Below are 26,647 nucleotides of genomic sequence, written 5' to 3' on the forward strand. Positions count from 1 at the left end.
TACACGAGACAGGAGGTTTCGTCATGGCCTACTCGTCCGCAGCAGCCGCACCCCGGCGCCGCGCAGATGGCCCTGCCCCCTCACTGACCGGTCCGGCAAACGACGTCCACCCCGTTCTGCGCCGCACCACGGCGTCGCCCGCCGCCCTCGACCTGCTCGCCCAGGCCCGCACCGGCCTCGACGAGGCCGCCGTTCTCGATGTGCCGAACGAGCGGTATGCCACGGCACACCTCGCCGCGCTGCGCACCGCCGCCGCCGTGCTCGCTGTGCGGGGCCGCCCCGAGACCTCCAGGCGGCGCCGGGAGCGGATCCGCAGCGCCTGGGAGGTCCTCCCGGAAATAGCACCCGAGCTGACCGAATGGAGCGCGCTGTTCGCTTCCGGCGCCCGTCGCAGGGCTCGTGCGGAAGCCGGTATACCGGGCGCGGCCAGTCGGCGGGAGGCCGACGACCTGTTGCGTGACGCGGCGATGTTCCTGCGCCTGGTCGAGCGACTGCTCGTGCTTCAGCCGGCGCTCCCGCAGGCCCGGAGGGAGCGGCCCGACGCGGGATGACGGCGACGGCGGCGCGAGGCAATAGGGTGGACAGCACCTGTACCACCTGCACTGTTCACGCTCCGCCGTCAGTGGCGGCACCGTGCCGAGGAGTCATCTGCCGTGTCGGACCAGCTGCGCCCACGAGCCTCCCTCCGTACCGCCGTGGTCTGGGAGGTCCTGAAGGACGCCCTCGACCGCCAGGTCAAGGCGACCGGCAGGGACGCCCTGGACATCCTGGACACCGGCGGCGGCACCGGCAATTTCGCGGTGCCGGTCGCCCGTCTCGGCCACCGGGTCACCGTCGTCGACCCCAGCCCCAACGCGCTCTTCGCCCTGGAGCGCCGTGCCGCCGAGGCCGGGGTCGCCGACCGGGTCCGTGGGGTCCAGGGCGATATCCACGGCCTGTTCGAGGTGGTCGAGCGCGGTGGTTACGACGCGGTGCTGTGCCACGGAGTCCTGGAGTACGTGGACGACCCCGCCGAGGGCGTACGCAACGCTGTCGAGGCGCTCCGCCCGTCCGGTGCGCTCAGCCTGCTCGCCGCCGGGCTCGGCGGCGCGGTCCTGGCCCGGGCACTCGCCGGTCACTTCACCGAGGCCAGGCAGGCGCTCAGCGATCCGGCGGGCCGCTGGGGCGCCGGAGACCCGGTACCCAGGCGTTACACCGCGGACCAGCTCACCGAACTGGTCTCCGCGGCGGATGTCGAGGTCGGCGCGGTCCACGGCGTACGGGTCTTCGCCGACCTCGTGCCGGGCGTCCTGGTGGACACCGAGCCCGGTGCCACGGAGGCCCTGCTCAAGCTGGAGGCGGCCGCCGCCGAACTGCCCGCTTTCCACTCGGTCGCGACGCAGCTGCACGTACTCGGCACGAAGCGCGCCTGAGCGCGGCCCGTGGACCGGTGGTAGCTGGGCTGTAGCGCGGCTGATCAGGGACGCAGTCGCAGATGGAGTACGCCCCGGGACCCCCGATCGGGGGCTCCGCCCCGTATGATCGGGGGACACCATCCGGCATGACGGATCGGAGGTTGGGGAATCAACGCCTCAGCAGCTGAGCCGTCGTGGCGGCCCGGACTGGCTGATTGGCAAAGAGGGCGGGTTTCACGGGGGCGATTCCCTGCCTATCCTGGAAGGGCCGCATACCGGCCGCCCCCCGCGGCCGACGACGAGGAGGACTCCGTGCCGCTCTCGGAGCACGAGCAGCGAATGCTCGAGCAAATGGAGCGAGCGCTGTACGCCGAAGATCCCAAGTTCGCGACAGCGCTCGAGGGAAGCGGGCTGCGTACGTACACCCGGCGACGGGTTTACCAGGCGGTCGCAGGCTTCCTGGTGGGTATCGCGCTCCTCATGGCCGGAATGGTCGCCCAGCAGATCTGGATCAGCGTGGTGGGGTTCCTCGTCATGCTCGGCTGTGCGGTCCTTGCGGTCACTGGTTGGCGCAGAGCGCCCAAGCCGGGCGAGCGACAGGCAGCCGGAGGCGAGCGCCATCAGCCCAAGCAACGCCGGACCGTGATGAATCGGATCGAGCAGCGGTGGCAGCGTCGCCGCGACGAGCAGGGCCAATAGGGCCTCGAACATTCTTGAGTGAGGGGCGGCCGCCTTTCTGCGGCCGCCCCTCACGTGCGTCCGGGGCAGGCTACGGGGGTCTGTTGTCGGTTTGATGTCGCCCTCAAACGCCGGACGGGTTGAAGAGCGCTGCCAAAATCGCCGGACGGACGTTGAATGCCCTCAACCGCCGGGCAGGCTTGCCTTCAAGCCTGCCCGGCGATTGTGGGCGGAGCTTCGACCGGACAGGCCCGAGGGAGCGTCGAGCCCGGCTGGCCACTGCAGGGCAAGGGCTGCCGGACTCAGGCACCAGCGAAGGTCGAGCCCGTCCGGCGATTGAGGACGAGGCGGGCCGCAGGCCACGCCCCCGTCACCCCTGTTGGCGGGACGGACGCCGCAGCCAACCCGTCCACCGGACCCGGTGCCGTCCCCACCGCGCCGCCCACCTGCCGGTGAACGCCGCCCAGCGATCCGAGGCCGCCCAGATCACCCGAATGGCCGAGCGCGGCGCAGCGACTGCCCGGATCCGGGCGAACCGCCCGGCCGACGTCCGCAGTCCGGCCCGCACCGTCTCCACGTCCTCGGCGAGCCCGGTACCCGCCCGGGGCTCCGGAGCGTAGAGCACCCGTTCCACCGCCCCCGCCACCCGGTGCAGCGCGGCGGCCTCGTCGGGGCCGAGCTGCCCCAGCCGCACCACCCGGGCCGCCGTCTTGCGCGGGGTCCGGGAGTCATCCGGCTCGATGCCGTGGTCCCACGCCGTATCGATGATCTCCCGCCAGGCCGCCAGCGTTCTGGCCGTCGCATCGACCGGCGTACGCCCGGTGGAGAAACTCAGCCGGCGTCTGCGCGCCCGAACCCGCCACAGCATGGGCAGCAACGGCAGCGCGAGGATCACCAGGGCGACCAGGACCAGACCGAGAACGGTGCCTGTCGGCGTCCCGGAATCCGTCGGGGCCACCACACCCGGCACCGCCGAACTGCCGCACTCGCCCTGCTTGCGCATCTGGGCAGGGCAGCTGTCCGAGACGGACGGCGCGACCGTCGGAGCGGCCGAGGCGTCCTTCTCCGGCTGGGCCGGGTCGGTCGTGCCGCCGACGGGGGCGTCCGACTGGGTGTAGGACGGGGCGGTGCCCCGCGTCGGGGTCGGTTCGAAGCGGGTCCACCCGACGCCCTCGAAATACAGCTCGGGCCAGGCATGCGCATCCCGCAGCCCCACCGACACGGCACCGTCCGGCCGCTCGGTGCCGGGAGTGAAGCCCACCGCGACCCGGGTCGGAATGCCCAGCGTCCGCGCCATCGCGGCCATCGTGAACGAGAAATGGACGCAGAAGCCCCGTTTGTCTTTCAGGAACCGGCCGATCGCCGCGCTCCCGGTGCCCGATTTCACCGAGGTGTCGTAGCTGAAGCCGCCCTCCGAGGCGAAGAAGTTCTGCAGCTCCACCGCCCGCTCGTAATCGTTGGCGGCGCCCTTCGTCACCCGTTCCGCGGTCTGATTGACCACCTTCGGCAGGGAGTCGGGAACACGGGTGTACTCGCGCTGCAGTGCGGCCGGTGGGGCGCCCGCCGCGGCGAGCTGATCGGCGGTCGGCTGGACCAGCAGACTGGAAGCCTGGTACTGCGCACCGCCGGTCGTCTCCCCGCCGTCACCGACGAGGGTCCGTCCCGTCGGCTCGTACCGCCAGCGTCCGCCGATCCTGACCTCGGTCGCGGGGTAGGGGAGCGGCAGATACGTCTGCTGGTAGGAGCGGGACGCGGAGATGTTCGAGCTGATCTCCGTGACCATGACGTCCGGGCCGAGACCATCCGGGGTCGGGAGTCGCTTCGGCACGTCCTTCAGACGGCGTGTGGAGGGCCGCCACTCGTTCCCGTCGAACTGGTCCAGGGCCAGAATCCGCAGATAGAAGCCTTCCGGGTCATCGGAATTGGTGCGGTAGGACATCACCTCCCGGTTCTCCGGCTGGTTCAGATTGTTCTGCAGCGAGACCAGGGGGTTCACTGCGGAGATGGTGCCGCCGCCACGCCCCTTGCCGTTCCCGCCCCCCGTACCGGTCAGCAGACCGCTGTCGAGCGCGGGCAGCGCCGCCGGTACGACCAGCGAGATCCCCAGCGCCAGCGCACCGATGCGCCGTCCGGTGCGGACCGGGGCCGTCGGGCGGCCGTCAAAGATCGCCGCTCCGACCGCCGGACCGCCCTGGGATCTGGTCGCGCCGCTGAAGACACGCCCCCACTGGGAGAGCCGGTCCCGGCCCTCGGCCAGCAGAAGCAGTAGATAACCACCGGCCGCGAGCAGGAACCAGAGCCAGTCCGCGCCGCCCTCGGACAGTCCCGCGGCGACCGAGTACAGCGCGAGGAGCGGCAGACCGGCCGGGGCCGCGCTGCGAAACGTCACAGCGAGGGCGTCCACGATCAGGCCGACCAGCAGCACACCGCCGATCAGCATCAGCCGGATGCCGTCCGTCACGGGCGCCGGAGCGGCGTACCTTCCGACATCCTCGGCGCCCGACGTCAGCAGATCCGCCAGCCGCTGGACGGCCTCCGGACCCGGCAGGACACCGGCCGGCGCCTGCCCCCTGGCGAACACCACCGTCAGCAGCACCAGCGTGACCAGCGTCTGCGCCGCGACGATCAGCATCCGGGGCATCGGCACCCGGCGGGCGAGCGCGCCCATTCCGCTCTGGACCGCCAGCAGAAACGCGGCCTGCAGGATCCACCCGGCCGGCTCGACCAGCGGCAGCATCGACCCCGCCGCCATCAGCGTCGCCGCGAAAGCGCACAGCGTCAGCCGACCACGAGCGCTCATGACCATCCCCCGGAGAAGCCTGTCGTCCCACCTGTGGCGCCGCCGACGGCGGACTGTGCCGACACGCCCTGGTGCCCCGCCGCCTGCTGCCAATGCCGGGCGAGTCCGGTGCCGGGCGTGACCGCCACCGCTGTCCAGCCGGATTCGCGCAGCAGCCGCAGCCGCCGTTCGAACGCCGTGTCCGCCCCGGCGGGCGGGACGTCGCCCTGTACCCAGGCCGTGCTGTCCAGTACGAACGCGACGGCGCCGCCACTGCGCTGCCGCATCCGCGCCGCCACCGCCGCCTGTTCCTCGTCCAGATCACCGAAGAACGCGATCAGCAGCCCTTCGTTGCCACCGCGCAGCACGTCGTACGCGCGCGACAGACCGCCCCCGTCGGAGTGGTCGACCACAGCCAGGGTGTCCATCATCAGCCCCGCGGAGTCGGCGGACTCCTGCGTCGACCCGGCGAAGCCTCCCTCGCCCTCGCCCGGGACCGCGTTCCCGTCGTCGGTCAGCAGCCGGACCGCGAAGCCGCGCTCCAGCATGTGCACCAGCGTGGACGCCGCCCCGGACACCGCCCACTCGAAGGCGGAGTCGGGCCCCGTCCCCTGATAGGCGATCCGCCGGGTGTCCAGCAGCACCGTGCACCTGGCCCGCTGCGGCTGTTCCTCGCGGCGCACCATCAGCTCGCCGTAGCGCGCGGTGGAGCGCCAGTGGACCCGGCGCAGATCGTCGCCGTGCCGGTAGCCGCGCGGAATCACGTCGTCGTCACCGGCCAGCGCGAGCGAACGCTGTCGTCCCTCGCCGTACCCCGAGGTCTCGCCCGCCAGCCGTACCGGCGGCAGCGGCTCGGTCCGCGGAATGACGACCAAGGTGTCGTACGCGCTGAACGAACGGGTCAGCTCGCACATCCCGAACGGATCGCTCAGCCGCAGCTGCAGCGGCCCCAGCGGATAGCGCCCGCGCAGATCCGACCGCACCCGGTAGGAGACCTCACGCCGGCCGCCCGCCTCCACCCGGTCCAGCACGAACCGGGGCCGCGGCCCGAGCACATAGGGCACCCGGTCCTGCAGCAACAGCAGCCCGGTCGGCAGCCGCGACACGTTCTCCATCCGCAGATGGACCCGCGCCTCCGTGCCCGCGGGCACCCGGGACGGTGAGAGCCGACGGGCGCCCGCGACGCGGTAACGGGTGCGGACGAGCACCACCACACAGAGCAGCGGCAGCGCGGCGAGCAACAGCCCGACCCGCAGCAGATCCGCCTGCCCCAGCACATACGCGCAGATCGCTGCGGCAACACCGGCTGCGAGGAAGGACCGCCCACGCGTGGTCAGCCCGCTCAGCGCGGCCCGCAGGCTGCCCTTGTCATCGCCGTCGTCCATTGCGGCCGGCCCCCCGGCGGCCATCACGCCCGCCGTACGCCGGGCTGCTGCCGGCCGTACACCGGGCGGCCCGGCTGGTGCTGGGGCTGCATCTGGACGGCGCCACCGCCGGCGATCGGCACCGGTGTCTGCTGCAGGATCTCCAGCACGACCTGCTCGGCGGTCCGACGGTTCAGCTGGGCCTGCGCCGTCGGCAGCAGCCGGTGCGCGAGCACCGCGACCGCCAGCGCCTGCACATCGTCCGGCAGGCAGTAGTCCCGGCCGCTCAGTGCCGCGGAGGCCTTCGCCGCGCGCAGCAGATGCAGGGTGGCCCGGGGCGAGGCGCCGAGCCGGAGATCGGGATGGCTGCGGGTGGCCCCGACGAGTTCCACCGCGTACCGCCGCACGGCGTCGGCCACATGGACCGTCCGTACCGCGTCGATCAGCTTCACGATGTCGTGGGCGTGCGCTACCGGCTGCAGATCGTCGAGCGGCGAGATCCCGCCGTGCACATCGAGCATCTGCAACTCGGCCTCCGCACTCGGATAGCCGATCGACACCCGCGCCATGAACCGGTCGCGCTGCGCTTCGGGCAGCGGATAGGTGCCCTCCATCTCCACCGGGTTCTGGGTGGCCACCACCATGAACGGGTCGGGCAGCTCGTAGGTGTGCCCGTCGATGGTGACCTGGCGCTCCTCCATCGACTCCAGCAGCGCCGACTGGGTCTTCGGCGAGGCCCGGTTGATCTCGTCGCCGATCACGATCTGGGCGAAGATCGCGCCCGGTTTGAATTCGAAGTCGCGCCGCTGCTGGTCGAAGATGGACACACCGGTGATGTCCGAAGGCAGCAGATCCGGTGTGAACTGAATGCGCCGCACCGAGCAGTCGATGGACCGCGCCAGCGCCTTGGCCAGCATTGTCTTGCCGACCCCGGGAACATCCTCGATGAGGAGATGCCCCTCCGCCAGCAGCACGGTCAGTGAAAGCCGTACGACCTCGGGCTTGCCCTCGATCACACCCTCCACCGACCTGCGCACCCGCTCCGCGGTCGTGGTCAGATCTGTGAGGCTCGCTCGATCGTCATAGGTCGTCACCCGGCCCTCCTCGGCCCCGCCCCACGCTCACCAGGAGCAGGGGATACCTCATTCACGGACCGACGCGTATGTAGCGGCCCGGCCCACCCCGAAACACGGACGCCTCCCCGGAAACATCCGGTGAGATGTCACATGCGCATTCTTGTTGCCGTCACCGCTTCGTGTCACTCGCCTGTGGATAAGTGGGGGCGATATGTCGGGGTCGGTGGAGATATCGACTCCGAAGGGCGCCGTCCGGGCGATCAGGACACGGGAGGGATCTCGCGCAGCAAGCCGCTGGTCACATCGAAGACGAAGCCGCGGACGTCGTCGGTGTGCAGCAGGAACGGCGAGGTGCGCACGCGCTGCATCGACTGCCGTACGTCCTGGTCGGCGTCCTTGTACGCCTCGACCGCCCAGACCGGACGCTGACCGACCTCCACCTCCAGCTCCTGGCGGAATTCCTCGGTGATCGATTCCAGGCCGCAATTCGTGTGATGAATGAGTATGACGCTGCGGGTGCCGAGAGCCCGCTGACTGATGGTCAGCGAACGGATCACGTCATCGGTGACGACGCCGCCCGCGTTACGGATGGTGTGGCAGTCGCCGAGCGACAGACCGAGTGCGTCGTGCAGGTCGAGCCGGGCGTCCATGCAGGCGACCACGGCGACGCGCAGCACCGGCTTGGCATCCATGCCCGGATCGTTGAATTCGGCGGCGTACCGGATGTTCGCCTCGACGAGGCGGTCGGTGACCGTGCCCCCCGTGCAGGCCTGGTCGGCAGCGGGCGCGGAAGGCGTGAGGGGGGTGTGCGCGGAAGTCGACATGGATATGACGTTAGCTCTCACCAGTGGTCCCGTCGTGTTGTGAGATGGGACAAAGAACGCCAACGAGTCTTGTTGTGAGGTAGCCCACAAGTCTCACAGCTGTTCATTCGACCGGGTGATCAGCGGGCGGGGCGACGCGCTGCCTGGTTGATTGATCGGGAATCGATCGAATGGCAGGGTGGACTAAAGTGACGGGAAGCTACCGACACCCTGCACATTCCGTAGATTTCCCCCGTGTGCGGCGTACGTACGGTCCGGCCCTCTCCCGCTCGCCGGTCGGCCGACGCCCCTTCCCCGGCGTCGGTCGACCTCCCCTTCTGAGCGGGCGGGGACCAGGCCGTACGTGCAGCCACACGGGACCTGAGCCTGAGAGGGCACATGAGTCAGCGACACGTCCCGGTGATGCTCCAGCGGTGCCTGGACCTGTTGGCCCCGGCTCTGGAGGCGCCCGGCCCGCAGCAGCCCGTGGTCGTCGACTGCACGCTCGGCCTCGGTGGACACAGTGAGGCGCTGCTCTCCGCCTTCCCTTCCGCGCGGCTGATCGCGCTCGACCGGGACAAGGAGGCGCTGCGGCTCTCCGGCGAGCGGCTCGCCCCGTACGGCGACCGGGCGACCCTGGTACACGCCGTCTACGACGAACTGCCCGAGGTGCTCGCCAGGCTCGGCATCCCGAAGGTCCAGGGCGTTCTGTTCGATCTCGGCGTCTCCTCCATGCAACTGGACGAGGCCGACCGCGGATTCGCGTACGCCCAGGACGCCCCGCTCGACATGCGCATGGACCAGACGACCGGCATCGGTGCCGCCGAGGTTCTCAACACCTATCCGCCAGGCGAACTGGTACGGATCCTGCGGGCGTACGGCGAGGAGAAGCAGGCCAAGCGGATCGTCTCCGCGATCGTGCGCGAGCGTGAGAAGGAGCCGTTCAGCAACAGCGCCCGGCTCGTCGAGTTGATCCGTGACTCGCTGCCGCAGGCCACCAAGCGCACCGGCGGCAACCCTGCCAAGCGCACCTTCCAGGCGTTGCGCATCGAGGTCAACGGCGAGCTCGCCGTCCTTGAGCGGGCCATTCCGGCCGCCGTGCAGAGCCTCGCGGTCGGCGGCCGCATCGCCGTCCTCTCGTACCACTCGCTGGAGGACCGGCTGGTCAAGCAGGTCTTCGCGGCGGGCGCCGCCACCACGGCGCCGCCCGGACTGCCGATCGTGCCCGAGCGCTATCAGCCCCGGCTGAAGCTGCTGACCCGCGGCGCGGAGCTGCCCACGGAGGAGGAGGTCGCCGAGAACAGGCGCGCCGCCCCCGCCCGGCTGCGCGGCGCCCAGCGGATCCGCGAGGAGGAACGATGAGCCTCCGGCGCCCGGGAACCGGGACACCGGCGGCGCCCGGGGCGGCGCGGTGAGCAAACCGGCCGGACAGTTGAAAGGGCGGGCGGCGCGGCTCGCCCGGCTGATGCCGTCCGGGCCCAGCAATGCGGCCCGTACACCCTTCGTCCTGCTGGTCGTGCTGCTCCTCGGCGGCGGCCTCATCACGCTCCTGGTACTCAACTCGGCCCTCAACGAAGGATCGTTCAGGCTGAGCGAACTGAAGAAACGGACCACGGAGCTCACCGACGAGCAGCAGGCCCTCCAGAACGATGTCGACAATTACTCCAAGCCGGACGCTCTGGAGCGGCGCGCCCGCGAACTGGGCATGGTGCCCGGCGGCAGCCCCGCCTTCCTCGACCCGGACGGTACGGTCCGCGGCGTACCCGCAGAGGCCAGCGCCGAGCCGACCCCCGCAGCTCCGCGGCAGAGGCCCAGTACGCCCGAGACGTCCCCAGCACCGCCCGCCGCCGGCCCGGCCTCTCCCTCGGCCACCCCTTCGGGCGCCGCCGTGAAGCCCAGCACCTCCGCGGCCCTGCCCTCCTCCGCGGCCCTGCCCTCCGGGTCGCTTACCCCGGCAAGCCAGCCCTCGACGAGCCCCGGCAGGTGACGTAGTGCCTTTCAAGGAACCACCGCGACGCCGGGTCCCCGGCCCCGCGCGCCCCCGAAGCGCCGCAGGCGGCCAGGGACGCCCCAGGCCCGCCGCCCGCCGCCCGCCGTCCCCGGCGCCACGCGCCAGGACGCCCCGCAACCAACCGGCCCGCCCCCTCCGCCTCGGTAGCCCGCGCCCCCGGCTCCGCCTGGTCAGCTTCGCCCTGACGCTCGTCATGCTGGTGTTCGTCGTCCGGCTCCTCCAGGTGCAGGCCGTCGATGCCAACGCGTACGCGGCCAAGGCCGAGGAGAACCGCTACCTCAGTCACACGATCTCCGCCGAGCGCGGCGAGATCACCGACCGCAGCGGTATCGCGCTGGCCACCAGCGTCGACGCGTACGACATCACCGCCGACCCGTCGATGTTCACGCCCGAATTCAGCAAGGCTCCCGACGCACCCCAGCAGGCGGCGGCGCTCCTCGCCCCGATCCTCGGCGTCGACGCCGCCGAGCTGACCGGGAAGCTGTCCAAGAAGGGCCGCTACACCGTCCTGGCCCGCCGCCAGACCCCGCAGGTCTGGAATCAGATCAAGGACCTCAAGTCCGTCTTCGCCGAGAAGGCCGCGAAGGACAAGGCGGCCGGCGGCGCAGGAGCCAATGTGCTGGCCGGGGTCTTCCAGGAGGCGACGACCAAGAGGGTCTACCCCAACGGCGAGCTCGCCGCCGGGATACTCGGTTACGTCAACGCCGACGGCAAGGGCGCGGGCGGCCTCGAATCTCAGCTGGACGAGGAGCTCGCGGGCGAGGACGGCAAGATCGAGTACGCCCAGTCCGGCGGCCGGCGGGTGCCCACCGCGGGCACCAAGGAGGTCCCGGCCGTCGCCGGGTCCGACATCGAGCTGACCATCGACCGCGACATCCAGTGGGCCGCCCAGCAGGCCATCACCGACCAGGTGAAGAAGTCCAAGGCGGACCGCGGCTATGTGATCGTGCAGAACACCAGGACCGGCGAGGTCCTCGCCATGGCCAACGCGCCCGGCTTCGACCCCAACGACCTCTCGCAGGCCGACGCGGCGTCACTGGGCAACGCGGCGCTCCAGGACGTGTACGAGCCCGGCTCCACCAGCAAGGTCATGTCCATGGCAGCCGTATTGGAGGAGGGGGTCGTCACCCCCGGCACCCACGTCACGGTCCCCAACCGGCTGCACCGCGGCGACCGGCTCTTCAAGGACGACATCGACCACCCCACCTGGTACCTGACGCTCAACGGCGTACTCGCCAAGTCGAGCAACATCGGCACCATCCTGGCCACCGGAGAGCTCGGCAAAACCCAGGCCGAGGCCAACAAGGTCCTCTACTCCTACCTGCGCAAATTCGGGATCGGCTCGCCGACCGGTCTCGACTACCCGGGCGAGACCCCCGGCATCCTCGCCAAGCCCGAGGACTGGTCGACCTCGCAGCAGTACACGATCCCGTTCGGCCAGGGCCTCTCGCTCAACGCCATGCAGGCCACCTCCATCTACTCGACGATCGCCAACGGCGGGGTCCGCGTCGCGCCCACGCTGGTACGCGGCGCCAAGGGCCCCGACGGCCACTTCGAGGCCGCCGCCGCTCCCGAACGGACCCGAGTGGTCAGCGAGAAGACAGCCAAGTCGCTCACCACCATGCTGGAGTCGGTGGTCGGTGACGAGGAGGGCACCGGAACGAAGGCCAGGATCCCCGGCTACCGGGTGGCGGGCAAGACCGGCACGGCCAACCGGGTCGATCCGGTACGCGGCGGCTATCACGGCTACACCGCGTCCTTCGCGGGCTTCGCACCCGCCGACAACCCGCAGATCACCGTCTACTGCGCGATTCAGAACCCGACCAAGGGCAGCTACTTCGGCGGCCAGATCTGCGGACCGATCTACAAACAGGTCATGGAGTTCGCACTGAAGACCCTCCAGACCCCACCGTCCGGCAGCGAGCCAGCCCGGCTGCCGGTGTCCTTCAATCCCGGCGAGTGAACACGGGGAAACCAGTCAGTGACAACCATCACCCCCGATCCAGGGAACCGGAACGGGAACCACCGGAGCCCCGCCCCCTCACTTCGCGAGAGGCCGGGTGCGCCCGGTACGCTCACCGCCGTGCCCCACGCTGATCAGTTCCAAACCACCAAGAAGGACGCCCCTGTGAACTACCCGGGAGCGCCCCGCCCGGATCGGCTCCGGCCGACGCCCCTCGGTGAGCTGGCAGCCCGGCTGGGAGTCGAACCGCCGGGAACCGGCGAGGTCACCGGCATCACCCACGACTCGCGGGCGGTGCGCCCCGGTGATGTGTACGCGGCCCTGCCGGGCGCCCGCTTCCACGGCGCCGACTTCGCCGCCCAGGCGGCCGGCCTCGGCGCGGCGGCGGTCCTCACCGACCCGGCCGGCTCCGAGCGAGCCGCCGCCACCGGACTGCCGGTGCTGGTCACCGAGAACCCGCGTGACCGGATGGGCGAAATGGCCGCCGAGATCTACGGACGGCCCGGCGCCGACCTCGTCCAGATCGGCATCACCGGAACCTCCGGCAAGACCACCACCGCGTACCTCATCGAGGGCGGCTTCCGCGGCGCCGGGCGCCGAACCGGACTGATCGGCACCGTGGAGACGCGGATCGGCGACGAGCGCATCAAGTCCGAGCGCACCACCCCCGAAGCCACCGATCTGCAGGCCCTTTTCGCCGTCATGCGCGAACGCGGCGTCGACGCGGTGACCATGGAGGTATCCAGCCACGCCCTGGTGCTCGGCCGGGTCGACGGCTGCGTCTTCGACGTCGCGGTCTTCAACAACCTCAGCCCGGAGCACATGGAGTTCCACTCCGGGATGGAGGACTACTTCCAGGCCAAGGCGCAGCTCTTCACCCCGCGGCGCAGCCGGCTGGGCGTCGTCAACTTCGATGACGAGTACGGCCGCAGGCTGATCGCCGAGGCGTCCGTCCCGGTCGTCTCCTTCTCCGCCGAGGGCCACCCGGACGCCGACTGGCGCGCCGAGGACGTCGAAGTCGGACCGCAGGGTTCCACCTTCACCGTCGTCGGCCCCAAGGACGAGCGGATCGCCGCCAGGGCCCCGCTGCCCGGCCCGTTCAACGTCGCCAACACTCTCGCCGCGATCGTCGCGCTCGCCGTCGCGGGCCTCGACCCGCAGACCGCGGCCGACGGTGTCGCCGCCGTTCCGGGCGTCCCCGGCAGGCTGGAACGCGTCGACGCCGGACAGCCGTACCTCGCGGTCGTCGACTACGCGCACAAGACCGACGCCGTCGAATCCGTGCTGCGCTCCCTGCGGAAGGTCACCGAGGGCAGGCTGCACATCGTCCTCGGCTGTGGCGGCGACCGCGACACGACCAAACGCGGCCCGATGGGCGCCGCTGCGGCCCGCCTCGCCGACACCGCCGTACTGACCTCCGACAACCCCCGTTCCGAGGACCCCCTCGGAATCCTCGCCGCAATGCTCGCGGGCGCCGCCGAGGTGCCCGTCCACGAGCGGGGCGACGTCCTGGTCGACGCCGACCGGGCCGCCGCCATCGCCGCAGCGGTGGCCCGCGCCGAGCCCGGTGACACGGTGCTGATCGCCGGCAAGGGCCACGAGCAGGGCCAGGACATCCATGGCGTGGTACGCCCCTTCGACGACCGCGTGGTCCTGCGTGCGGCCATCGAGCGGTCCCTGGGGTACAGCGGCACCGAGAGCGCCGCCCACCGCGCCCACACCCACGAGAACAACAGTCAGGGATGACCAAGTGATCGCCCTTTCCCTCGCCGAGATCGCCGAAATCGTCGGCGGGCAGTCGTACGACATACCCGATCCGGCAGCAACCGTCAGCGGGCCCGTCGTCATCGACTCCCGAGAGGTGAAGCAAGGCAGCCTGTTCGTCGCCTTCACCGGCGAGCGGGTCGACGGCCACGACTATGCGCAGCGCGCCGTCGAGGCGGGCGCGGCAGCAGTGCTGGCCGCCCGCCCCGTCGGTGTTCCGGCGATCGTCGTCGACGACGTCGTGGCCGCACTCGGCGCGCTCGCCCGCGCCGTCGTCGGCCGCCTCGGCACCACCGTCGTCGCCCTCACCGGCTCCGCGGGCAAGACCTCCACCAAGGACCTCATCGCCCAGCTCCTCGAACGCAAGGGACCCACCGTCTACCCGGCGGGCAACCTCAACAACGAGATCGGCCTGCCGCTCACCGCGCTGCGCGCCACCGAGGACACCCGGCACCTGGTCCTCGAAATGGGTGCCCGCTACGTCGGCGACATCTGTTACCTCACCGGCCTCGTCCCGCCCCGGATCGGCCTCGTCCTCAACGTCGGCACGGCTCACATCGGCGAGTTCGGCGGCCGTGAGCAGATCGCCAGGGCCAAGGGCGAGATGGTCGAGGCCCTGCCCGAGGACGGTCTTGCCGTACTCAACGCCGACGACCCGCTCGTGCGCGCCATGACCTCCCGTACGAAAGCGCGGGTGCTGCTCTTCGGTGAAGCCGCGGATGCGGACGTACGGGGAGAGAATGTCCGTCTCACCGCCGACGGGCGCCCTACTTTCAAGCTCCACACACCCACCGGGTGCAGCGACGTGACCATGCGCCTGTACGGTGAGCACCACGTGTCGAACGCGCTCGCCGCGGCCGCCGTCGCCCATGAGTTGGGCCTGTCCGCAGACGAGATCGCCGAAGGGCTCTCCGAGGCGGGCACCCTCTCCCGCTGGCGCATGGAGGTCACCGAGCGTCCGGACGGCGTGACGTTCGTCAATGACGCCTACAACGCGAACCCCGAATCCATGAGAGCAGCGCTGCGCGCGCTGGCCGCCATGGGGAAGGGCCGGCGTACGTGGGCGGTGCTCGGCCCCATGGCCGAGCTGGGCGACGCCTCGCTCGCCGAGCACGACGCGGTCGGGCGGCTCGCCGTCCGGCTCAACGTCAGCAAGCTCGTCGCAGTCGGGGGCAGAGAAGCCTCCTGGCTGCGACTGGGCGCATACAACGAGGGTTCGTGGGGTGAGGAGTCGGTGCACGTGTCCGACGCACAGGCTGCCGTCGACCTGTTGCGCAGTGAACTGCGCCCGGGAGACGTCGTGCTGGTGAAGGCGTCCCGGTCGGTCGGCCTGGAGCAGGTCGCCATGGCACTGCTGGAGAACGCGTCCGAGGGCGAGGTCGCCGGACGATGAGGCAGATCCTCTTCGCGGGGGCCATCGGGCTCTTCCTGACCCTGGTCGGAACTCCGCTGCTGATCAAGCTGTTGGCCCGAAAGGGATACGGGCAGTTCATCCGGGACGACGGCCCGCGCACCCACGGCTCCAAGAAGGGCACGCCCACCATGGGCGGTATTGCCTTCATCCTGGCGACGATCATCGCGTACGTCCTGGCAAAGGTGATCACCGGCGAGCCGATGAGCTACTCCGGTGTGCTGGTGCTCTTCCTGATGACCGGCATGGGTCTCGTCGGCTTCCTCGACGACTACATCAAGATCGTCAAGCAGCGTTCGCTCGGTCTGCGGGCCAAGGCGAAGATGGCCGGCCAGCTGATCGTCGGGATCGCCTTCGCGGTGCTCTCGCTCCAGTTCGCCGACTCCAGCGGCAACACCCCGGCCTCCACCAAGCTGTCGTTCGTCACGGACTTCGGCTGGGCGATCGGCCCGGTGCTGTTCGTCGTCTGGGCCCTGTTCATGATCCTCGCCATGTCCAACGGCGTGAACCTGACGGACGGCCTGGACGGCCTGGCCACCGGTGCGTCGGTGATGGTCTTCGGCGCGTACACCTTCATCGGGCTGTGGCAGTTCCAGGAGTCCTGCGCCAACGCGATGACCCTGACCAACCCCAATGCCTGTTTCGAGGTACGCGACCCACTCGACCTCGCGGTCGTCGCCTCAGCCCTGATGGGTTCCTGCTTCGGCTTCCTGTGGTGGAACACCTCGCCCGCCAAGATCTTCATGGGTGACACCGGCTCGCTCGCCCTCGGCGGCGCCCTCGCCGGCCTGGCGATCTGCTCCCGTACGGAGCTTCTGCTGGCCGTCCTCGGCGGCCTCTTCGTGATGATCACCATGTCCGTGGTCATCCAGGTGGGATCCTTCAAGATGACCGGTAAGCGGGTCTTCCGGATGGCGCCGCTCCAGCACCACTTCGAACTCAAGGGGTGGTCCGAAGTCCTTGTCGTGGTCCGCTTCTGGATCATCCAGGGCATGTGCGTGATCGTCGGACTCGGTCTCTTCTACGCAGGATGGGCAGCCGAGAAGTGAGCAACCAGGACTGGCAGGGCAAGCGCGTCACCGTCGCGGGACTCGGGGTCTCCGGAATCCCTGCGGCCAAGGTGCTGCACGGCCTCGGGGCCGTCGTCACGGTGGTCAACGACGGCGACGACGAGCGTTCCCGTACGCAGGCCGCGGAGCTGGAGGCGCAGGGCATCGCCGTGCGCCTCGGCGACGGGGCTACCCTGCCCGAGTCCACCGAGCTCATCGTCACCACCCCGGGCTGGAAGCCCGACAAGCCGCTCTTCATCGCAGCCGCCGAGGCGGGCGTCCCGGTCTGGGGCGACGTCGAACTCGCCTGGCGGCTGCGCGGTCGAGACGGCAGAGAACCAGCACCCTGGCTCGCGGTCACCGGCACCAACGGCAAGACCACGACCGTACGGATGCTCGCCTCGATCCTGGAGGCGGCCGGGCTGCGCACCGCCGCCGTCGGCAACATCGGCGTCTCCCTCCTCGACGCCGTCCTCGGCGACGAGAAGTACGACGTACTCGCCGTCGAGCTGTCCAGCTACCAGCTGCACTGGGCGCCCTCGCTGCGCGCCCAGTCCGCGGCCGTCCTCAACCTGGCGCCGGACCATCTCGACTGGCACGGCTCCATGGAGGCGTACGTGGCGGACAAGGGCCGGATCTACGAGGGCAACCGCGTCGCCTGCGTCTACAACGCGGCCGAGAAGGCGACCGAGGACCTGGTCCGCGAGGCCGACGTCGAGGAGGGCTGCCGCGCCATCGGCTTCACCCTGGCCACACCGGGCCCGTCCCAACTGGGCGTCGTCGACGGCATCCTCGTCGACCGCGCCTTCGTGGCGAACCGGCAGAAGCAGGCCCAGGAGCTCGCCGAGGTCAGCGACGTCAACCCGCCGGCCCCGCACAACATCGCCAATGCCCTCGCGGCCGCGGCCCTGGCCCGTGCCTTCGGTGTCGAGCCCGCGGCCGTACGGGACGGGCTGCGGGCCTTCCGCCCCGACCCGCACCGCATCGAGCACATCGAAGACGTCGCCGAAGTCGCCTACGTCGACGACTCCAAGGCCACCAACACCCATGCCGCCGAGGCCTCCCTCGCGGCCTACGATCCGATCGTCTGGATCGCCGGCGGCCTTGCCAAGGGCGCCACCTTCGACGAGCTGGTGACCGGGGCCGCCGGGCGTCTTCGGGGCGTCGTACTGATCGGCCGCGACCGGGCGCTGATCCGCGAAGCCCTCGCGCGACACGCCCCCGAGGTCCCGGTGGTCGACCTCGACCGGACCGACACTGGGGCGATGTCCGAGGCGGTTCGCGAGGCGGCACGGCTCGCCCGGCCGGGAGACACCGTACTGATGGCTCCGGCCTGCGCCTCGATGGACATGTTCGTCAATTACAACAAGCGGGGCGAGGCGTTCGCGGACGCGGTCCGCGCTCTCGCCGCCGAGAGCGCCTGACGGGCCCGGCCCCCGCGCCGTACTGTCCCGGACGACCGGGTACGGGCGGCTGCTGCCAAGGGCCCCGGCCCTCGGCAGCAGCCCCGGGCACGAGCAGTGGAGGGGACAGCGACAATGCCGGCCGAAGAGAGCTCCGCCGCGCCCCCAGGGGACCGCTCACGGGCCGCCGTGGCGATCAGCCGGGCGCTCACCCCGCCCTTCCTCGCGGGTGCGGGCGCCTCGGCGCTCCTCGGCCCGGCGCTCCCCGGCCCGACGCTCCTCGGCCCGGCCCTGCGGGTCCGGTCGGCCAGCGGTTCCCGGCGCCCCTCGGCACCACGCTCCAAGGGGCGCTCCACCGGCGGCTCCCGTTCCCCCCGCGGCGGTGGAGCGCGGAGGATGTACGAGCAGGCACGCCGGGCCTGGGACCGCCCTCTGACCGCTTACTACCTGATCCTGGGCGCCGGCCTGCTGATCACCGTGCTCGGCCTGGTGATGGTCTACTCCGCCTCGATGATCAAGGCCCTGGAGCTGGACAAACCCAGCACCTACTTCTTCCGTAAACAATTCCTCGCCGCCGTCATCGGCGCCGGACTGATGGCGCTCGCTGCCCGGATGCCCACCAAACTGCACCGGGCGTTCGCCTACCCGCTGCTCATGGGAACGGTCTTCCTGATGGTGCTGGTCCAGGTGCCGGGGATAGGGATGTCGGTCAACGGCAACCAGAACTGGATCTATCTGGGCGGCCCCTTCCAGCTCCAGCCCAGCGAGTTCGGGAAGCTCGCCCTGGTCCTGTGGGGCGCGGACCTGCTCGCTCGTAAACAGGACAAACGGCTGCTGACGCAGTGGAAACACATGCTCGTCCCGCTCGTCCCGGTCGCCTTCCTGCTCCTCGGGCTGATCATGCTCGGCGGCGACATGGGCACTGCGATCATTCTCACGGCGATCCTGTTCGGACTGCTCTGGCTGGCAGGGGCGCCCACCCGGCTCTTCGCGGGGGTGCTCGCCTTCGCCGGAGCGATTGCCTTCGTGCTGATCAAGACCAGCCCGAACCGGATGTCCAGGCTCGCCTGCATCGGCGCCAGCGAACCCGGGCCGGGGGACTCCTGCTGGCAGGCCGTACACGGCATCTATGCTCTGGCGTCCGGCGGATGGTTCGGTTCCGGGCTCGGCGCGAGTGTGGAAAAATGGGGTCAACTACCTGAACCGCACACCGACTTCATCTTCGCCATCACCGGGGAGGAACTGGGGTTGGCGGGGACACTGTCGGTGCTCGCCCTCTTCGCGGCTCTAGGCTATGCGGGTATCCGCGTGGCCGGACGCACGGAGGACCCCTTCGTGAGGTACGCCGCGGGAGGTGTGACCACCTGGATCATGGTGCAGGCCATGATCAACATTGGTGCGGTGCTCGGTCTGCTGCCGATCGCCGGTGTCCCGCTCCCGCTGTTCTCCTACGGAGGATCGGCCCTGCTGCCGACCATGTTCGCTGTCGGGCTGCTGATCGCGTTCGCGCGAGAGGATCCCGCCGCGAAGGCGGCCCTGGCCATGCGGAGGCCCGGGGTGAGATGGAAGACGATGAGACGGCGCGTCAAGAAGCGTCCGTCCGGAGAGCGGTGAATTTCGGTGCATGTCGTACTCGCCGGCGGGGGGACCGCCGGCCACATCGAGCCCGCGCTTGCCCTCGCGGACGCCCTGCGCAGGCAGGACCCGACCGTGGGAATCACTGCCCTCGGCACGGAGCGCGGACTGGAGACCAGGCTCGTACCGGAGCGGGGGTACGAGCTCGCCCTGATCCCGGCCGTGCCGCTGCCGCGCAAGCCCACCCCGGAACTGATCACCGTCCCGGGACGGCTGCGCGGCACCATCAAGGCCGCCGAGCAGGTCCTGGAACGTACCAAGGCCGACTGCGTGGTCGGCTTCGGCGGCTATGTCGCCCTGCCCGGCTATCTCGCCGCCAAGCGGGCCGGCGTGCCGATCGTCGTCCATGAGGCCAACGCCCGGCCGGGCCTGGCCAACAAGATCGGCTCGCGGTACGCCCACGGGGTCGCCGTCTCCACCCCCGACAGCAAGCTGCGTGGTGCCCGCTACATCGGCATCCCGCTGCGCCGCACCATCGCCACCCTGGACCGGGCCCGGGTCCGCCCCGAGGCGCGTGCGGCCTTCGGGCTCGACCCCAACCTGCCGACGCTGCTGGTCTCCGGCGGCTCGCAGGGTGCACGCCACCTCAACGAGGTGGTCCAGCGGGTCGCCCCGCTGCTGCAGCGCTCCGGGATCCAGATCCTGCACGTGGTCGGCCCGAAGAACGAATTGCCGCTCGTCGACAACATGCCCGGAATGCCGCCCTACATCCCGGTACCGTACGTGGACCGGATGGACCTCGCGTACGCGGCGGCCGACATGATGCTCTGCCGCGCGGGCGCGATGACCGTCGCCGAACTCTCCGCCGTCGGGCTCCCCGCCGCCTACGTACCGCTGCCCATCGGCAACGGCGAACAGCGGCTCAACGCCCAGCCGGTGGTCAACGCCGGCGGCGGTCTGCTGGTGGACGACGCGGCGCTCACTCCCGAGTGGGTGCAGGGCAACGTCCTTCCGGTGCTTGCGGATCCGCACCGGCTGTACGAGATGTCCCGCGCCGCCGCCGAGTTCGGCCGCCGGGACGCCGACGACCTGCTCGTCGGCATGGTGTACGAGGCGATTGCCGCACGTCGCAACGCGTGAGGCGGACGGGTCCGGGGGCACGTGCCCCCGGACCCGGCATAAGGAGCGAGCGTGGCCGGACCGACGACCGCCCAGCGCGGTGCAGCACAGCAGGAGGACTCCCCGGCCCGCCCGCCGCGTCCGCGCCGTGAAGGGCGCAGGAGGCCCACCCGCAGGCAGTTGATCGTGATCGGCGCACTCGTGCTGCTGCTCGGCTCCGGCGCCGTCTGGGCGCTCTACGGCTCCTCCTGGCTCCGGGCCGAACAGGTCCAGGTCACCGGTGTCGACGTACTGACACCGGCCGAGGTGGAGGCCGCCGCAGCGGTACCGATCGGGGCTCCGCTGATCTCCGTGGACACCGCTGAGATCGCCGACCGGTTGCGCCAGAAGCTGCCTCGTATCGACTCGGTGGATGTCGTACGGTCATGGCCGCACGGAATCAGACTTAAGGTGATCGAACGACAGCCGGTCCTGTTGGTGGAAAAGGGCGCAAAGTTCATTGAAGTGGACGCGAAGGGTGTGCACTTCGCAACGGTGGACAAATCGCCTGGCGTACCTCTGCTGGAATTGGCCCTTGATCAGTCCGCGAGTCTGCGCCGCTTCGGCAGTGCCCGGCTGGTGCAGGAGGCGGTTCGGGTGGCGGGCGACCTTCCGGACGGCGTCGCCAAGGAAACCAAGGTCGTGCGGGTCACCTCGTACGACTCGATCACCCTGGAACTCACCCGGGGCCGCACGGTGATCTGGGGCAGTAGTGAAGAAGGTCCGGTGAAGGCCGGAGTCCTCACCGCTCTCATGAAATCTGCTCCCAAAGCGGGACACTTCGACGTGAGTGCACCCACCGCCCCTGCCGTATCGGGCAGTTGACGCACATTTGGCCTGGCCAGCACCCTGGTTGGTCATCGCTACGGGTGATCACATAGGGTGAAAAGAAAAACGGGAGGTTCGGCGTGTTCGTTGAACGTGCGCCACTTGTCGACTTAGTGTCCTGTTCGGAAGAGTCCATGAAGCAGACACACTGGTAACCCTAAACTTTAACGTTAGGGTTTGGGTCGGCGTTTCGGACCGCCCCAATCGGCATCCGTCGTCGCGGCGGGACTACCGCGAAGCGACGACACGTAACTCGAGGCGAGAGGCCTTCGACGTGGCAGCACCGCAGAACTACCTCGCAGTCATCAAGGTCATCGGTGTCGGCGGCGGTGGTGTCAATGCCATCAACCGAATGATCGAGGTCGGTCTCAAGGGCGTCGAGTTCATCGCGATCAACACTGATGCGCAAGCCCTGTTGATGAGCGACGCCGACGTCAAGCTCGACGTCGGCCGAGAACTCACCCGCGGCCTCGGCGCCGGGGCCAACCCGGCCGTCGGTCGCAAGGCGGCAGAGGACCACCGTGAGGAGATCGAGGAGGTCCTCAAGGGGGCCGACATGGTCTTCGTCACCGCCGGAGAGGGCGGCGGCACCGGCACCGGCGGCGCACCTGTCGTCGCCAACATCGCGCGCTCGCTCGGCGCCCTGACGATCGGCGTGGTCACCCGCCCGTTCACCTTCGAGGGCCGGCGACGCGCGAACCAGGCGGAGGACGGCATCGCCGAGCTCCGCGAAGAGGTCGACACCCTCATTGTCATTCCCAACGACCGACTGCTGTCCATCTCGGACCGCCAGGTCAGCGTGCTCGACGCGTTCAAGTCGGCCGACCAGGTACTGCTCTCGGGTGTCCAGGGCATCACCGACCTCATCACGACCCCGGGGCTGATCAACCTCGACTTCGCCGACGTCAAGTCGGTCATGTCCGAGGCCGGATCGGCACTCATGGGCATCGGCTCGGCCCGCGGCGACGACCGCGCGGTGGCCGCAGCGGAGATGGCGATCTCCTCGCCGCTCCTGGAGGCGTCCATCGACGGCGCCCGCGGTGTTCTGCTCTCCATCTCCGGCGGCAGCGACCTCGGTCTCTTCGAGATCAACGAGGCCGCCCAGCTGGTGAGCGAGGCGGCGCACCCCGAGGCGAACATCATCTTCGGTGCGGTCATCGACGACGCACTGGGCGACGAGGTACGCGTCACCGTGATCGCAGCGGGTTTCGACGGCGGACAGCCGCCGGCCCGTCGCGAGAACGTCCTGGGTGCGAACTCCACCAAGCGTGAAGAGCCGGCTCCGCCGGTCCGGACCGCCGAGCCCGTGCGCCAGACCGGCGGACTGGGTTCCGTAACCCCGCGCGAGGAGCCCCCGGTCCAGGCCGAGCCCGTACCGACGGTCAACGAGAGCCACCTCCCGCCGGTCGCTCCGCCGCACATCCCGCCGGCCCGTCCCTACCAGGACTCCCAGGTCGAAGAGCTGGATGTTCCGGACTTCTTGAAGTGATAGGTCAGCACCACACAGTTCCCGCAGTGTCTTCAGTACCCTCGGGGGGTCGCGCGCACTTCGCCTTCACCGACAGGTGGGGCGGGGTGAGCGCCGCTCCGTACGAGGAGCTCAACCTCGGCGGCGCGGTCGGAGACGACCCCGCCGCCGTTGTGGCGAATCGCGAGCGCGCCGCCCGGGCCCTCGGCCTGGACCCGGCGCAGGTCGTCTGGATGAACCAGGTGCACGGGCGGGACGTCGCGGTCGTCGACGGCCCGTGGGGAGACGTCTCGGAGATCCCCGCGGTGGACGCGGTGGTGACCGCACGGCGCGGACTTCCGCTCGCCGTACTCACCGCCGACTGCACCCCCGTACTGCTCGCCGACCCGGTCGCCGGGATCGTGGCGGCAGCGCACGCGGGCCGTCCCGGTCTGGTCGCCGGAGTCGTCCCCGCCGTGGTCGAGGCCATGCGCGGGCTCGGCGCCGAGCCCTCCCGGATCGTCGCCCACACCGGACCGGCGGTCTGCGGACGGTGTTACGAAGTCCCGTCCCGGATGCGCGCCGAGGTGGCCGAGCGCGTCCCGGCCTCCTGGTCCGAGACCAGCTGGGGCACCCCGGCCGTGGATGTCACCGCCGGGGTCCACGCCCAGCTCGAAGCCCTCGGGGTCGAGGACCGGCACGCATCGCCGGTCTGCACCCTGGAATCGGGTGACCACTTCTCGTACCGCCGCGACCGCACCACCGGGCGGCTCGCCGGCTATGTCTGGTTGGACTGATAGGGCATGACGGACCGTAAGACTCAACTCGCCGAGAATCTGGCACGGGTGGAGGAACGCATTGCTTCCGCCTGTATCGCCGCCGGTCGCAAGCGGGAAGAAGTGACCCTCATCGTGGTCACCAAGACCTACCCCGCGAGCGATGTGCGGATTCTGCATGAACTCGGTGTGCGTCATGTCGCAGAGAATCGTGACCAGGACGCGGCGCCCAAGGCGGCCGAATGTGCGGATCTGTCTCTCACATGGCACTTTGTCGGTCAATTGCAGACGAATAAGGTTCGTTCTGTGGCGAGTTATGCCGGTGTCGTGCAGTCGGTGGACCGGGCCAAATTGGTCACGGCTCTCTCGGCGGCGGCCGTGCGCGAGGGGCGTGAACTCGCTTGCCTCATCCAGGTGGCACTCGACGCGGAGAGCGGTGAGCGGGGTGACCGGGGTGGCGTCGCGCCGGACGGGATCGAGGAGTTGGCCGCCGCGGTCGAATCCGCGCCCGGACTGCGGCTCGGCGGTCTGATGACCGTCGCGCCGCTCGCCGGACCGTACGCGGGACGGCAACGCGCCGCCTTCGACCGGCTGATGGAATTCTCATCCCGCCTGCGCGGGAACCATCCGGCTGCGAACATGGTCTCTGCAGGGATGAGCGCGGACCTCGAGGAAGCGGTTGCGGCCGGAGCGACACATGTGCGCGTCGGTACGGCGGTACTCGGAGTCCGACCGAGGCTCGGGTAACGTCGCCAAGCAAGTCGGACCACAGCAGAAAATATGGTCATTCCCGCCTATGGCGGGCAGGCCTCAGTGGATCGCGGGGCACTTGGTGACAGATGCCGATCCACCACAGAGCGGAGGACTCAGAGCATGGCCGGCGCGATGCGCAAGATGGCGGTCTACCTCGGCCTCGTGGAGGACGATGGGTACGACGGTCCGGGGTTCGACCCCGACGACGAATTCGAACCCGAGCCGGAGCCCGAGCGCGACCGGCGGCGGCACCAGCCCGCGCATCAGGTGGAGCGGGACCGGGACCGGGACGAACCGGTACGAGTGGTGCAGCCTCCCGCGCAGCGGGAGCCGGTTCAGATTCCGGCGGAAAGGGAACGACCCGCCCGAATCGCACCCGTGGCATCCATCACACCTGAACGCCCGAACATGGAGAAGAACGCACCGGTGATCATGCCCAAGGTTGTGTCCGAGCGGGAGCCCTACCGCATCACCACGCTGCACCCCAGGACCTACAACGAGGCCCGTACCATCGGGGAACACTTCCGCGAGGGCACTCCGGTGATCATGAATCTCACGGAGATGGACGATACGGACGCGAAGCGACTTGTCGACTTTGCCGCAGGACTCGTCTTCGGTCTCCATGGCAGCATTGAGCGCGTGACGCAGAAGGTGTTCCTGTTGTCGCCTGCTAACGTCGATGTCACGGCGGAGGACAAGGCCCGCATTGCTGAGGGCGGATTCTTCAACCAGAGCTGAGAACACGACACCGGGAACAACCCGGCCGTAAGGTCGGAGCTTCGAGAGCCAGGGGAGAGGGAAGCGCGAAGATGGGCGTCGCACTGCAGGTTGTCTATATCGCGTTGATGTGTTTCCTCATCGTGCTGATCTTCCGGCTGGTCATGGACTACGTCTTCCAGTTCGCACGTTCATGGCAGCCCGGCAAGCCGATGGTGGTCATACTTGAGGCCACCTACACTGTCACGGATCCACCGCTCAAGCTTCTGCGGCGGTTCATCCCGCCGCTGCGTCTCGGGGGCGTGGCACTCGACCTGTCCTTCTTCGTTCTGATGATCATCGTCTACATCCTGATCGGCATCGTGATCAGGCTGTGAGCGATACGGTCTTGCCGACTGCCGACGACTACGTAGAGGTGAAGAAGAGATGCCGCTGACCCCCGAGGACGTGCGGAACAAGCAGTTCACGACCGTCCGCCTCCGAGAAGGCTATGACGAGGACGAGGTCGATGCCTTCCTCGACGAGGTCGAGTCCGAGCTGACCCGCCTGCTCCGTGAGAACGAGGACCTGCGCGCCAAGCTGGCCGCCGCCACGCGTGCCGCCGCGCAGAACCAGCAGCAGGGTATGCGCAAGCCGGAGCCGCAGGACAGGCCCGGAGCACCGGTGCCCGCTGCCATATCGGGTCCGCCGGTCCAGCAGCAGCCCCCGCAGATGGGTCCTCCCCAGCTGCCCGGTGGTGCTCCGCAGCTGCCCGCCGGTCCCAGCGGTCACGGTCCTGGTCCCCAGGGCCAGCACGGCCCCGGTCCGCAGGGCCCGCACGGCCCCGGTCCGATGCAGGGCGGTCCCATGGGTGGTCCGATGGGTGGCCCCATGGGCGGTCACGCCCCGCAGCAGCAGATGCAGCAGATGCAGCAGCCGCCGCAGATGCAGCAGCCCGGTCAGGGCCCCGGTGGCGACAGCGCCGCCCGTGTCCTCTCGCTCGCGCAGCAGACCGCCGACCAGGCGATCGCGGAGGCCCGTTCCGAGGCCAACAAGATCGTCGGCGAGGCGCGCAGCCGTGCCGAGGGCCTGGAGCGGGACGCGCGTGCCAAGGCGGACGCGCTGGAGCGGGACGCGCAGGAGAAGCACCGCGTGGCGATGGGCTCGCTGGAGTCGGCCCGCGCGACGCTGGAGCGCAAGGTCGAGGACCTGCGTGGCTTCGAGCGCGAGTACCGGACCCGGCTGAAGTCCTACCTGGAGAGCCAGCTGCGTCAGCTGGAGACCCAGGCCGACGACTCGCTGGCCCCGCCGCGGACTCCGGCGACCGCTTCGCTGCCGCCGGCGCCCTCGCCCTCGCTGGCTCCGGCCGGTGCCGGCGCCATGGGCCACGCCATGGGCGGCAACCATGGTGGTCACGGCAACCAGCAGATGGGGGGCAACCCGTCCATGAGCGGTGGGCCCTCGTACGGTGGTCAGCAGCAGATGTCGCCGGCGATGACCCAGCCGATGGCGCCGGTGCGGCCGCAGGCGCCGCAGCCGATGCAGCAGGCCCCTTCGCCGATGCGTGGGTTCCTGATCGACGAGGACGACAACTGAGCCGGGTGCGCGCGATGAGCGCGTAGCCGTCGGCAGGCTGAGGGCCGGGCCCCGGGGATTCCCCGGGGCCCGGCCCTTTTGCCGTGGGCGGTGGGGGGTGGGGTGCGCCTGCGGCGGGTTTGC

At 70.0% G+C, this 26,647-nt stretch carries 23 protein-coding genes; 19 read left to right on the forward strand and 4 right to left on the reverse strand.

What is annotated here, in order from left to right:
* Positions 1-23: 23 nt before the first annotated feature.
* From ACZ3IC_RS07845 to ACZ3IC_RS07855, 3 genes are all read left to right on the forward strand, one after another.
* Entirely contained in the window at positions 24-551 is a 528-nt protein-coding gene (locus tag ACZ3IC_RS07845) for an SAV_6107 family HEPN domain-containing protein (RefSeq protein ID WP_467413657.1), read from the forward strand.
* Between the two features lie 102 nt (positions 552-653).
* Complete coding sequence (locus tag ACZ3IC_RS07850; RefSeq protein WP_467413658.1) at positions 654-1,412, forward strand: class I SAM-dependent methyltransferase; 759 nt, start codon at positions 654-656, stop codon at positions 1,410-1,412.
* A gap of 294 nt (positions 1,413-1,706) precedes the next feature.
* Positions 1,707-2,093: a DUF3040 domain-containing protein gene (locus tag ACZ3IC_RS07855; protein ID WP_467413660.1), complete on the forward strand. Its 387-nt coding sequence runs from the start codon at positions 1,707-1,709 to the stop codon at positions 2,091-2,093.
* A gap of 349 nt (positions 2,094-2,442) precedes the next feature.
* On the opposite strand, the gene ACZ3IC_RS07860 is transcribed toward ACZ3IC_RS07855, so the two are convergent.
* From ACZ3IC_RS07860 to ACZ3IC_RS07875, 4 genes are all read right to left on the reverse strand, one after another.
* Positions 2,443-4,872 (reverse strand): transglutaminase TgpA family protein, encoded by a 2,430-nt coding sequence (locus ACZ3IC_RS07860; protein ID WP_467413662.1) that lies wholly within the window; start codon positions 4,870-4,872, stop codon positions 2,443-2,445.
* The gene (locus tag ACZ3IC_RS07865) at positions 4,869-6,260 is read right to left on the reverse strand and encodes a DUF58 domain-containing protein (RefSeq protein ID WP_467413663.1); all 1,392 of its coding nucleotides are present in this window, start codon (positions 6,258-6,260) and stop codon (positions 4,869-4,871) included. Before ACZ3IC_RS07865 ends, ACZ3IC_RS07860 begins: the two co-directional genes overlap by 4 nt.
* Positions 6,260-7,309, reverse strand: a complete 1,050-nt coding sequence (locus tag ACZ3IC_RS07870; protein ID WP_467413666.1) for an AAA family ATPase — start codon at positions 7,307-7,309, stop codon at positions 6,260-6,262. Before ACZ3IC_RS07870 ends, ACZ3IC_RS07865 begins: the two co-directional genes overlap by 1 nt.
* 242 nt (positions 7,310-7,551) lie before the next feature.
* Positions 7,552-8,115, reverse strand: coding sequence for a beta-class carbonic anhydrase (locus ACZ3IC_RS07875; protein ID WP_467413667.1), 564 nt, complete (start codon positions 8,113-8,115; stop codon positions 7,552-7,554).
* Between the two features lie 378 nt (positions 8,116-8,493).
* Between ACZ3IC_RS07875 and rsmH the strand changes: the two genes are divergently transcribed.
* The 16 genes from rsmH to ACZ3IC_RS07955 all read left to right on the forward strand — a co-directional run bounded on the left by rsmH (position 8,494) and on the right by ACZ3IC_RS07955 (position 26,524).
* On the forward strand, positions 8,494-9,456 hold the full coding sequence (gene rsmH, locus ACZ3IC_RS07880) for a 16S rRNA (cytosine(1402)-N(4))-methyltransferase RsmH (protein WP_467413669.1): 963 nt from the start codon (positions 8,494-8,496) through the stop codon (positions 9,454-9,456).
* Positions 9,457-9,505: 49 nt separating this feature from the next.
* Complete coding sequence (gene ftsL / locus ACZ3IC_RS07885; protein ID WP_467413670.1) at positions 9,506-10,081, forward strand: cell division protein FtsL; 576 nt, start codon at positions 9,506-9,508, stop codon at positions 10,079-10,081.
* 4 nt (positions 10,082-10,085) lie between these two features.
* A complete protein-coding gene (locus ACZ3IC_RS07890) occupies positions 10,086-12,068 on the forward strand; it encodes a peptidoglycan D,D-transpeptidase FtsI family protein (RefSeq protein ID WP_467413673.1) in 1,983 nt (660 codons plus the stop codon).
* Between the two features lie 18 nt (positions 12,069-12,086).
* Positions 12,087-13,814: a UDP-N-acetylmuramoyl-L-alanyl-D-glutamate--2,6-diaminopimelate ligase gene (locus ACZ3IC_RS07895; protein ID WP_467413675.1), complete on the forward strand. Its 1,728-nt coding sequence runs from the start codon at positions 12,087-12,089 to the stop codon at positions 13,812-13,814.
* 4 nt (positions 13,815-13,818) lie between these two features.
* Entirely contained in the window at positions 13,819-15,225 is a 1,407-nt protein-coding gene (locus ACZ3IC_RS07900; protein ID WP_467413677.1) for a UDP-N-acetylmuramoyl-tripeptide--D-alanyl-D-alanine ligase, read from the forward strand.
* A complete protein-coding gene (mraY, locus tag ACZ3IC_RS07905; RefSeq protein ID WP_467413679.1) occupies positions 15,222-16,292 on the forward strand; it encodes a phospho-N-acetylmuramoyl-pentapeptide-transferase in 1,071 nt (356 codons plus the stop codon). Before ACZ3IC_RS07900 ends, mraY begins: the two co-directional genes overlap by 4 nt.
* Entirely contained in the window at positions 16,289-17,716 is a 1,428-nt protein-coding gene (murD, locus tag ACZ3IC_RS07910; protein ID WP_467414038.1) for a UDP-N-acetylmuramoyl-L-alanine--D-glutamate ligase, read from the forward strand. The genes mraY and murD overlap by 4 nt, the downstream gene beginning before the upstream one ends.
* 114 nt (positions 17,717-17,830) lie before the next feature.
* Positions 17,831-19,309, forward strand: coding sequence for a putative lipid II flippase FtsW (ftsW, locus tag ACZ3IC_RS07915; RefSeq protein WP_467413681.1), 1,479 nt, complete (start codon positions 17,831-17,833; stop codon positions 19,307-19,309).
* A gap of 6 nt (positions 19,310-19,315) precedes the next feature.
* Complete coding sequence (gene murG / locus ACZ3IC_RS07920) at positions 19,316-20,410, forward strand: undecaprenyldiphospho-muramoylpentapeptide beta-N-acetylglucosaminyltransferase (protein WP_467413682.1); 1,095 nt, start codon at positions 19,316-19,318, stop codon at positions 20,408-20,410.
* A gap of 51 nt (positions 20,411-20,461) precedes the next feature.
* Entirely contained in the window at positions 20,462-21,253 is a 792-nt protein-coding gene (locus ACZ3IC_RS07925) for a cell division protein FtsQ/DivIB (protein ID WP_467413685.1), read from the forward strand.
* Positions 21,254-21,530: 277 nt separating this feature from the next.
* Positions 21,531-22,745: a cell division protein FtsZ gene (ftsZ, locus tag ACZ3IC_RS07930; protein WP_467413686.1), complete on the forward strand. Its 1,215-nt coding sequence runs from the start codon at positions 21,531-21,533 to the stop codon at positions 22,743-22,745.
* Positions 22,742-23,500, forward strand: a complete 759-nt coding sequence (gene pgeF, locus ACZ3IC_RS07935) for a peptidoglycan editing factor PgeF (RefSeq protein WP_467413687.1) — start codon at positions 22,742-22,744, stop codon at positions 23,498-23,500. The genes ftsZ and pgeF overlap by 4 nt, the downstream gene beginning before the upstream one ends.
* 6 nt (positions 23,501-23,506) lie before the next feature.
* Positions 23,507-24,226, forward strand: a complete 720-nt coding sequence (locus ACZ3IC_RS07940; protein ID WP_467413689.1) for a YggS family pyridoxal phosphate-dependent enzyme — start codon at positions 23,507-23,509, stop codon at positions 24,224-24,226.
* 126 nt (positions 24,227-24,352) lie between these two features.
* Positions 24,353-24,970, forward strand: coding sequence for a cell division protein SepF (locus ACZ3IC_RS07945; RefSeq protein ID WP_467414039.1), 618 nt, complete (start codon positions 24,353-24,355; stop codon positions 24,968-24,970).
* 71 nt (positions 24,971-25,041) lie between these two features.
* Positions 25,042-25,326 (forward strand): YggT family protein, encoded by a 285-nt coding sequence (locus tag ACZ3IC_RS07950; RefSeq protein ID WP_114244063.1) that lies wholly within the window; start codon positions 25,042-25,044, stop codon positions 25,324-25,326.
* A 49-nt stretch (positions 25,327-25,375) separates the two neighbouring features.
* Positions 25,376-26,524 (forward strand): DivIVA domain-containing protein, encoded by a 1,149-nt coding sequence (locus ACZ3IC_RS07955; protein ID WP_467413691.1) that lies wholly within the window; start codon positions 25,376-25,378, stop codon positions 26,522-26,524.
* Positions 26,525-26,647: the final 123 nt, after the last annotated feature.

Source organism: Streptomyces sp. NPDC002958 (assembly GCF_055563255.1).